The sequence below is a fragment of the Aeromonas sp. HMWF017 genome (assembly GCF_003061465.1).
Taxonomy (GTDB): Bacteria; Pseudomonadota; Gammaproteobacteria; order Enterobacterales; family Aeromonadaceae; genus Aeromonas; species Aeromonas veronii.
On record NZ_QAJD01000050.1, the window covers coordinates 7,483 to 16,936 of the forward strand.

Annotated in this window: 7 protein-coding genes; 4 read left to right on the forward strand and 3 right to left on the reverse strand. The window is 63.7% G+C overall.

The genetic code is table 11. The features are described 5' to 3' along the window. Nucleotides 1-318, forward strand: a 318-nt coding sequence (locus DBR30_RS04320) for an FKBP-type peptidyl-prolyl cis-trans isomerase (RefSeq protein WP_108588204.1), incomplete at its 5' end; no start/stop codon positions are given. 142 nt (nucleotides 319-460) lie between these two features. On the opposite strand, the gene ggt is transcribed toward DBR30_RS04320, so the two are convergent. Then, nucleotides 461-2,242, reverse strand: coding sequence for a gamma-glutamyltransferase (gene ggt / locus DBR30_RS04325; RefSeq protein ID WP_108541527.1), 1,782 nt, complete (start codon nucleotides 2,240-2,242; stop codon nucleotides 461-463). 191 nt (nucleotides 2,243-2,433) lie between these two features. Beyond that, on the reverse strand, nucleotides 2,434-3,345 hold the full coding sequence (rdgC, locus tag DBR30_RS04330; RefSeq protein WP_108541526.1) for a recombination-associated protein RdgC: 912 nt from the start codon (nucleotides 3,343-3,345) through the stop codon (nucleotides 2,434-2,436). A gap of 177 nt (nucleotides 3,346-3,522) precedes the next feature. On the opposite strand from rdgC, the gene DBR30_RS04335 reads away from it, so the two are divergent. The 3 genes from DBR30_RS04335 to DBR30_RS04345 all read left to right on the forward strand — a co-directional run bounded on the left by DBR30_RS04335 (nucleotide 3,523) and on the right by DBR30_RS04345 (nucleotide 9,030). Further along, the gene (locus DBR30_RS04335; protein WP_108541525.1) at nucleotides 3,523-3,951 is read left to right on the forward strand and encodes a GNAT family N-acetyltransferase; all 429 of its coding nucleotides are present in this window, start codon (nucleotides 3,523-3,525) and stop codon (nucleotides 3,949-3,951) included. Nucleotides 3,952-4,054: 103 nt separating this feature from the next. Continuing rightward, a complete protein-coding gene (locus DBR30_RS04340) occupies nucleotides 4,055-5,281 on the forward strand; it encodes an exonuclease SbcCD subunit D C-terminal domain-containing protein (protein ID WP_108541524.1) in 1,227 nt (408 codons plus the stop codon). Continuing rightward, nucleotides 5,278-9,030, forward strand: coding sequence for an AAA family ATPase (locus DBR30_RS04345; protein WP_108588202.1), 3,753 nt, complete (start codon nucleotides 5,278-5,280; stop codon nucleotides 9,028-9,030). Before DBR30_RS04340 ends, DBR30_RS04345 begins: the two co-directional genes overlap by 4 nt. A gap of 93 nt (nucleotides 9,031-9,123) precedes the next feature. Here the strand turns inward: DBR30_RS04345 and DBR30_RS21600 are convergent. Beyond that, the coding region (locus DBR30_RS21600) for a DODA-type extradiol aromatic ring-opening family dioxygenase (protein WP_258224273.1) at nucleotides 9,124-9,454 on the reverse strand (331 nt) is incomplete at its 5' end.

Consider the following 9,454-nt stretch of genomic DNA (forward strand, 5'->3'; position numbering starts at 1 on the left):
TCCGGCCTGCAGTACGAAGTGCTGACCCCGGGCACCGGCACGGTTCACCCCACCGCCACCAGCAAGGTGAAGGTGCACTACGAGGGCAAGCTGCTGGACGGCACCGTCTTTGATAGCTCGGTCGCCCGTGGCGAGCCCATCGAGTTTGGCCTCAATCAGGTGATCGCTGGCTGGACCGAAGGGGTGCAGCTGATGGTGGAAGGTGAGAAGACCCGTTTCTACATCCCTGCCAACCTCGCCTACGGCGACCGCGCCGCTGGCAAAATCCCGCCGGGCTCAGTCCTGATCTTTGACGTGGAGCTATTGGGTATCCAGTAACCGCGCAGGACGCTCCAGTGGCAATATCCCACTGAATCCGTCCTGATCTTTGACGTGGAGCTGCTGGGTATCCAGTAACCGCTCCGTCACGCTCCATCAGCAACAAGGCCAGCATCATGCTGGCCTTGTTGCTATGGGAACCTCACTCCCCTTTGGCGATCCCTTCCCGGCGCGGATCCGCTGCGCCAAACCAGCCACCAGCGTTGCGCTCAACCCCTTGCAGGCCGGAGGTCTGCTCGTTCAGTACCACCTCGTGTCCCCTCGCCTTCAATTCCTCGACCACCGACAGGGGGGTGCGTCCCGCTTCCAGCTCGGTGGGGCCGTTGCGGCTGCCAAAGTTGGGCAGATTGATGGCCTGTTGCAAGTTCAGGCCCCAATCCTGAGTGCCGAGCAGGGTCTTGCCCACGTAGTTGATGATGGCGGAGCCCCCCGGCGAGCCCAGCGTCATGGTCAGCTCGCCGCTTGGCTTGTCAAACACCAGCAGGGGTGACATGGTGGAGCGGGGCCGCTTGCCCGGCTCCACCCGGTTTGCCACCGGCAGACCGGCAGCATCTACCGAGGTGAAGGAGAAATCGGTGAGCTGGTTGTTGAGCAGGTAGCCGTTGACCATCTGACGCGATCCGAAACCATCCTCGATGGAGCTGGTCATGGAGATGGCCATCCCTGCCTTGTCGACGATCGAGACATGGCTGGTGGAGGGGAGTTCCGGGGTCGCATCCTTGCCCCGCGCCAGCGCCAGTGGCGGCGTGCCGGGCTTGGCAATCCCCATGGAGTGCTGACCGACAAGTTTGCCGCGTTCGGCCAGATAGCCCTTGTCCAGCAACCCCTGCACCGGCACGCTGACAAAATCGCTGTCGGCGACGTACTGGTTGCGATCGGCGAAGGCGAGACGCGCCGCTTCGCTGTAGAGGTGGATAGCCTCGCTGGAGGCTGCCAGCCCCCCCTCCTTCGTGGTGATCGGCTTGAGGGCTGCCATATCGCGGCTCTCCAGCATGCCGAAGATCTGGCCGAGCGCCAGAGTGCCGGACGAGGGAATGGGAAAGCCGCAGATCTTGCTCTGGCGATAGTCAAAGCAGAGGCCATCCCGCAGTTTGGCCTGATAGCTGGCCAGATCGGTGGCCGCCAGTACCCCAGGATTGGTGGGATGTTGGCGTACCTTTGCCACCATGGCATCCGCCAGCGGCCCCTGATAGAAGGCATCCGCCCCCTCTGTGGCCAGAGTGCGCAGCACCCTGGCCAACGCCGGGTTGGTCAGCCGGGTACCCGCCGTTTTGGGGCTGCCATCCGCCTGATAGAAGTAGGCACGCGCCTGCGGATCCCGTGCCAGATAGGGATCCTTGGCCAGCAATGTGGCCAGCCGTGGACTTATCACAAATCCTTGTTCTGCCAGCGTGATGGCGGGCTCGAACAGCACAGCCCAGGGTAGCTTGCCATAACGTTGATGGGCCAGTGCCAGAGCGCGCAGGGTGCCGGGAACGCCGACCGAGCGGCCTCCCACCACCCCGTCATAAAACGCCAGCGGCTTGCCATCTTGCATAAACAGCTGGTCGGTGGCGGCAGCCGGCGCCGTCTCGCGGCCATCCACCGCACTCACCTTGCGGCCATCCCACACCAGCAGCAGCGTCCCGCCACCGATCCCGGAGGATTGCGGCTCCACCAGCGTCAATACCAGCTGTACCGCAATGGCGGCATCGACGGCACTGCCACCGGCCTTGATGATCTGGTAGCCCGCATCCACCGCCAGCGGGTTGGCGGCCGCCACCATGAAGTCATGGCCCTGCCAGCCCTGTTTGTCGGTCCAGCCACTGGCGGCTTCGGGTGCGATCAGGGTCTGGGCTGGCGGGGTGTAGTGAAAGCCGTTGTCACTGGCACAACCGGCCAGCAGGGCAAGGGCGACAGCCAGCCCCAGAGGTTTGCGCAACATGACACTCTCCTTGTCTGTTTTATGACCATGAAGAGGGACTATGTCACGATTGGCGCTGGTAGCTCAAGTTATTGAACAAGATCAATATCTTACTCATCTATCAATAATGGCTATCCGTAACAGACATAAAAAAACCGCCCGAAGGCGGCTTTTACGATGGGATAGCAGAGGCCAAACAGGCGCATGTCCGGTTAGATGGACTGCTCTTCGCCACCCAGGGCGGCAAACAGCGCCGGGATAAACTGGGAGAGCTCGGCGGTCACCAGCGCGAAATCGGCATCCAGACGGGCAGCCGGATCTTCGTTGGTGACGTCATCGTTCTGCTCACGCAGCTCTTCGCTGAATTTCAGGCGCTTGATGGAGAGGTCATCCCCCAGCACGAAGCTGACGGTCTCGCCCCAGTTGAGGGCCAGCTTGGTCACCAGCTTGTCGTTGGCCAGGTGGTTCTTGATTTCATCCGTCATCAGATCCTGCTGCTTGCAGCGGATAATACCGCCGTGCTCCATGGCACTGCGCAGCTCGGCTTCATCTTCCAGAGTGAAGGAGGCCGGCAGGTTGCCCTCGTTCAGCCACTCGGTCATGGTGATCTCGGGCGGGTTCTTGAGGGCCACCGGCACCACCGGCAGGGAGCCGATGGATTTGCGCAACAGTGCCAGCAGATCATCCGCCTTCTTGGCAGAACCTGCATCCACCACCATCAAATTGTCGGCCGGATTGATCCAGGCGAAAGTCTGGCTGGTACGACTGAAGGCACGGGGCAGCAGGGTGTGGAGGATCTCCTCTTTCAACGCTTCCTTCTCTTTCTTCTTGAGGGCGCGTCCCTGTTCGAACTCGATCGCCTCTACCTTCTCGGCCAGCATCTCCTTGACCACGGTACCGGGCAGCATCTTCTCCTCTTTGCGGGCGCAGATGAGGATGTGGCCGGAGGCAGAGTGGGTCAGGGTTGAGCCGAATTTGCCAAGGGGCTTGACCCACCCGAAACGGGAGATGTCCTGACTGCCGCAAGGGGTGAAGGCACAGGCTTCCAGCTGGGTTTCCAGCTGATCCACGGTCAGGTCAAAGGGGCGGGTAAAGCGATAAATCTGCAGGTTTTTAAACCACATGGCGTCCTCGGTCTCTAGATTGTCCGGCGGGCATTGTACTAGAGAGGCGCTTTGTGATCAGCCAATCATTCTCGCTAAATAAAGGGCGATCGACCTCACAGGGTCTCATTTATGTCACCAGTTTGTTCATCAAGTTCTCCTAGACTGCGAAAGTAAATTGTTAATAAGGATGAAGGTATGTTGCGGCCCAGTCGCCCGGAAGACATGGAAGAGATCGTCGAAATCTGGTTGCTGGCCTCCCTGCAGGCCCACGATTTCGTCGATGCCTCCTGCTGGTGGCAGGCCCAGGAGGATCTGCGTACCCGCTATCTCGATCGCGCCGCCATCTGGGTGTTCGAGGAGCGTGGCGATCTGCTCGGTTTCATGGCATTGGTGGACAACTATCTCGCCGCCCTGTTCGTGCGCCCCGACCGTCAGGGCCGCGGCGTTGGCCACACCCTGCTGCAGGAGGCGAAGCGTCAGGGGGCGTCGCTCCACGCCCGGGTCTTTGTCGAGAATGATCAGGCGGTGCGTTTCTATCGCCGCCACGGCTTCGTCATTGAGGCCGAGGAGTCCGATCCCCTTACCGGCCACCCCCAATACCGGATGTGCTGCGAACCTGCCTGAATCGATGCCAGCCCCCTGTTTTACTTGAAAAAAGCACGGGGCATCCTCATCTTGTCTTCATCGGGTGCCACAGGCACCGTCCCTGCAACCGGGCTGCTTTCCAATGAAAATCCTCCATACCGCCGACTGGCACCTTGGCCATCAACTTCATGGCCATGACCGCCGTTTTGAACACGATGCCTTCCTCGACTGGCTGAGCGACACCCTCAAGGCGCGTGAGATCGACGCCCTGCTGGTAGCGGGCGATCTGTTTGATACCGCCAATCCCCCCGCCAGCGCCTGGCAACAGCTCTACCGCTTTCTGGCCAGACTGCGCGCCGAGATGCCCCGCCTCAACATGGTGCTGATCGGCGGCAACCACGACTCCCCCTCCAAGCTCGATGCCCCCCACGAGCTGCTGCGCGCCTTTGATCTGCATCTGGTGGGCAGCATCAGCCGCGACAGTGAGGGCAAGCTAGAGACCGACCGCCTGCTGGTACCGCTGCAAGACAAGGAGGGCAACATTGCCGCCTGGTGCGCCGCCGTGCCGTTCCTGCGCAGCAGCGATCTGCGGGTAGAGTCTTTGGAAGAAGGACAAGACAGGCTGATCGAAGGGGTTCGACAGGTCTACGCCGAGGTACTGGCCGAAGGGCGCGCCCGCTGCGGGGAGGCGCTGCCGCTCATCGCCATGGGCCACGCCTATCTGGCGGCGGGCCAACTCTCGGAGCTGTCGGAGCGGCGGGTGCTCGGCGGCAACCAGCACGCCCTGCCTGCCGAACTCTTTGCCGGTGCAGACTACACGGCGCTCGGTCACCTCCATCTGGCCCAGAGCCCGGCCGAGGGGGTGCACTACAGCGGCTCACCGCTGCCGCTTTCGCTTGCCGAAGCCAACTACAACCATCAGGTGCTGGAAGTGACCTTTGCGGAGGGGAAACTGGCCGGGCTGGAGCGGATCCCGGTGCCCCGCGCGGTGGAGATGATCCGCCTGCCCCAGAGCACCCTCGACGACGCGCTGAACGCCATCGCATCGCTCGAACTGCCTGATTGTCCACAAGAGGCACAACCTTTCCTCGAAGTGCGGCTGCTGCTGCCCAAGCCCGAGGCGCGCATTCGCGAACGGATTCTGGCGGCCATCGCAGACAAGCCGGTGCGGCTGGCCCGCATCAGCACCCAGTATCAGGGCTCGGGAGAAGGACTGGCCGATGGTCGCGAGCGGCGCAGGCTCGATGAGCTCTCTCCCACCGAGGTGTTTCGCCTCTGCTATCAGCGCCAGTTTGAAGGGGAGCCCGAGGCCGGACTGGTTGCCTCGTTTGAAGAGATCCTGGAGCAGGTGAAGGAGTCAAACCAATGAAAATCTTGTCTCTGTCAGGTGAGAATCTGGCCAGTCTGACCGGCCCCTTCACCATCGACTTTACCAGGGGGGCACTCGGCGCCGCGGGGCTGTTTGCCATCACCGGCAATACCGGTGCGGGCAAGAGCACATTGCTCGACGCCATTTGTCTGGCCTTATACGACGAGATGCCGCGCTTTATCGCCAATCGCAAGAACGTGGCCGAAGTGGGCCGCATGGATGACGAGGAGAAGCTCAAGGCAAACGACGTGCGCGGCATCCTCAGTCGCGGTCACGCCAGCGGCTTTGCCGAGGTGCAGTTTCGTGGCTGCGATGGTCGCATCTGGCTGGCCCGCTGGGCGGTGCGCCGGGCGCGAAACCGCTCGGAGGGGCGCTTTCAGGCGCAGGAGCGCACCCTGACCGATGTGGAGTCCGGGCAGGTCTTCTCCGGCAGCAAGCGGGAGCTGCAGGATCGCATCGACGAGCTGGTGGGTCTCTCCTGGGAGCAGTTCCGCCGCGCGGTGATCCTGCCGCAGGGGGAATTTGCCGCCTTCCTCAAATCGGATGCCAACGAGCGCTCCGCCCTGCTCGAACGGATGACCGGCACCGAGCTCTACTCCGCCATCTCCATCCAGACCTATGAACGGGCGCGGGAAGAGCAGCAGAAGCTGGCCACTATTGCCCAGCGCCTCGGCGACGTGGCGTTGATGGACGAAGCGACCCGCGAACAGTGGGTAAGCCAGCAGGTGAGCCTCTCCACCACCCTCAAGCACGAGCAGCAACAGCAGCAGCTGATGCAGGACTTGCGCGACCTCAACAGCCGCATTGCCGCCCAGTTGCAGGGCTGCGCCGAGGGACAGGCGGCGCTCGATGCCGCCCTGCAGGCCCACGGCGCCGCGGCCCCCGAGCGTGAGGAGTTTGCCCGTGCCGAACAGGCCCAGGTAGCCCGCGCCGATCACGACGAGCTGGCCCGCCTCACTCTGGAAGTGCATCAGCAGGAGAAGGTGATCGCCGAGCTGGGGCCGGAGCTGGCCAAACTCGAAGAGCAGACCCAGCAGAGCGCGCTGACCGAACAGCAGTTGCTGGCGGAGAAGATCGCCGCAGAGCGGGAATGGGGTGCCCTGCAACCCGAACTAAAGCGGGCGCAGGAGCTCGATACCCGCATCCGGGAAAAAGTGCAGCAGTTGCAGAAGATCCAGCAGGAGGGGGCGCAGGAACGAGAAGTACAGCTCACCCTCGAGCAGGGTTGGCGCGAGCAGAGCCGACAGGTGGAACTGCTCAAGCAGCAGCACCAACAGTGGGGCCTTTGGCTCGAAGAGCACAAGGAGCTGGCACCGGTGGCCCGCCAGTGGCAGCCCCTGCTCACAGCAATGCAGGATTGGGCCGAGGATGCCGACAAGCTGCAGCAACTGCTCACCCTGCGGGATCACAAGCTGCGTGCCCTGCAGCAGTTGCAGCGCCAGCTGGAGCAAGGCCAGCAGGAGCGCGACTACTGGCAACATGAACAAGCTCGGCTGCAACAGCAACAGAACGAGTTGCAGGAGCAGCAGTGGGAGAGCCGCCTCGCCAAGGCGCAGGAGCAGTGGCAGCAGCAAACCGAACAACTGGGTCAGCTGCGCCAGCTGCTGGAGCTGGCCGACTATGGCCGCAACCACGGCGAACAGCATGGCCGCTTGCAGCAGGAGATTGCCCAGTTGGAGCAGGCGCTGGGCAAGCTCGTCACCCTTGGCGAAGAGCTGGCCCCCGCCCGCGAGCGGCTCGCCCTGCAGCGGGATGAGGCGCGCCACGCGCTGGAGCAGTCCCGCGCCATCGCCAGCTTCGAGCAGTATCGCCATATCCTGAGCGATGGCGAACCTTGCCCGCTGTGCGGTTCCGGGGAGCACCCCTACAGCCAGAGCCAGCCCCAGGTGGCCGGCATTCTTGGTCAACTGGCGGAACGGGCCCGCAGTCTGGAGCTGGAGTGGGAGCGGCTCAACCATCAATACATTCAGTGCGAGAGCGAGCGTCAGGAGCTGGCCCGCCAGCTGGCGGTACGCCAGCAGCACCTGCCAGAGCTGGAAACCCGCGCCGAGCAGCTGACCCAGCGCTGGCAACAGCTGGGGGGCTATACCCTGCTCGGCCATTCGCTGCCGTTGCGCCAAAGCCCCATTGAGTGGAACGAGCTGATGAGCACATTGCTTGGCCGTGGACAGACGCTGGAGCAGGGGTTGGCCCAGAGCCAGCAGCAGCTGCGTCAGGCCCAGCTTGGCCAACAACAGCTGCAAGGGGTGCGTCAACAACTGAGCCAACTGGCTGCCCAGCACCAGCAGTTTGACCTGCAGTGGCAGGAGGCCGACCGCCAGCGCATCGCACTGGAAGGGGAAGTGAAGGGGATGGGCGAGCAGGAGGCGACCCTGCGCCAGCGCCTCGAACAGGGCGCCCACCGCCTCGATGAGCAGATGGGCGGCCAACCGTGGCGCCAGTGGCTCGGCAGCCAGCAGTGGCACGAGTGGCAGCGAGCCTGCGAAGCCTGGCTGCACGGCCAGAGCGAGTGGGAGCGTCTGGCCAGCGAGATCGCCAGCCTCACCCCCGCCCTGAGCGCGCAGGAGGCACGCCTGCAGACCCAGCGCGAGCTGCTGCACAAACTCGAGCGGGACTACAAGGAGCACGAGCAGCAACGGCAGGGGCTGCTCACCAGCCGCAGCGATTGTCTCGGTGGCGAGGAGATCCCGCTGGTCGAGAGCCGCTGGCAACAGCGTCTGCAACAGCTCGCCAGCGAACTGGAGCTGATGCAAAGCAGCGCCCGCGTTCTGCGGGAGCGGCAGACCGAACTCAAGACCCGTCTCACCCATGTGGAGCAGGAAAAGCAGACCAGCAGTCGCCGCAAGCGGGAGGTGCTGGGGCGCTGGGCTGCCCACGCCAGTACCCTTGGCGTTGCCGAATACGACCTGCGCCGCCTGCTGGCCATCAGCCCCGATGAACTCAAGGCTCGCCGCACGGCCCTGCAAGGGTTGGAAGATGCCCTTGGTGAGGCGCGTACCCGCCTTGCCGAGCGGCAACGGGCGCTGGCGCTGGAGGAGAGCAAGCGGGATCGCTATCGCGAGCATCACCCCGAGCTGGCCGCCCTGCCGGATGCAGAGCTGAGCGAGCAGCTGACGGCTCTCGATGCCCGTTGTCGTGCCCTTGAAGAGCAGCTGTTCGAGTGCAAGAGCAAGCTGGCACAGGCCGAAGCCGCCGCCCTCAAGGCGGGTAGCCTGCAACAGGAGCTGGCTGCCCAGCAGGCGGTGGCCGACCACTGGCAGCAGCTGTGCGATCTGATCGGGCAGGCCAACGGCGCCAAGTTCCGCACCTTTGCCCAGAGCCTCACCCTCGAGCGTCTGCTGCTGGAGGCCAACGCCCAGCTCGCCGAGCTCTCGCCCCGCTACCGGCTGGAGCGAGTACCCGGCACCGATCTGGCGCTGCAAGTGGTGGATCTCGATATGGGGGACGAGGTGCGCTCGGTGGACTCCCTCTCCGGTGGCGAGAGTTTTCTGGTGTCGCTGGCGCTGGCGCTGGCCCTCTCCAGCCTCTCGTCACGGCAGACCCAGGTCGAGTCGCTCTTTATCGACGAGGGGTTTGGCACCCTGGATCCGGACAGTCTGGATCTGGCGCTCGCCAGCCTCGACTCCCTCCAAGCCGCCGGTCGCCAGATCGGGGTCATCTCCCACGTCCAGACGCTGGTAGAACGGATTGGCGTGCAGATCAGAGTCGAAGCCCTCGGCGGCGGCGAGAGCCGGGTAGTGGTCCCCTGAGTAGCATCAGCTCAATCACCAGTACCATCGGCTAAATCACTACGCCGAAAATAACAAGACCCCGCCAATTGGCGGGGTCTTGTTGAGAGGCTATCAGCCGAAGCGGTAGGCGCCCATATAGAGGCTGCCGCCATCCCAGCTTTCGTGCAGCCGGGTCGGCGCCACACCATCGGCCGCCCCCAACGCCACAAAGAGCGGGCGCAGGTGGTCATCGTGGGGATGGGACTCCACCGCGCCTGGAGCCTGCTGGCGATAGTCGAGCAGCGCCAGACGATCCTCGTCGGCCATCTTCTGCTCCAGCCAGTCGACAAACTGGCTGGCCCACTCTGGCACCGGCGAGCCTTCCGGTGCCAGCGCCCGCAGGTTGTGGGTGATGGCGCCGGAGGCGAGGATGCCAATCCCCTGACTACGCAACGTCCCCAAT

Bases quoted from the DNA above. Each gene is read 5' to 3' on its own strand.
- ggt (WP_108541527.1), bottom strand. From the start codon at position 2,242: ATGTTGCGCAAACCTCTGGGGCTGGCTGTCGCCCTTGCCCTGCTGGCC.
- rdgC (WP_108541526.1), bottom strand. From the start codon at position 3,345: ATGTGGTTTAAAAACCTGCAGATTTATCGCTTTACCCGCCCCTTTGAC.
- DBR30_RS04335 (WP_108541525.1), top strand. From the start codon at position 3,523: ATGTTGCGGCCCAGTCGCCCGGAAGACATGGAAGAGATCGTCGAAATC.
- DBR30_RS04340 (WP_108541524.1), top strand. From the start codon at position 4,055: ATGAAAATCCTCCATACCGCCGACTGGCACCTTGGCCATCAACTTCAT.
- DBR30_RS04345 (WP_108588202.1), top strand. From the start codon at position 5,278: ATGAAAATCTTGTCTCTGTCAGGTGAGAATCTGGCCAGTCTGACCGGC.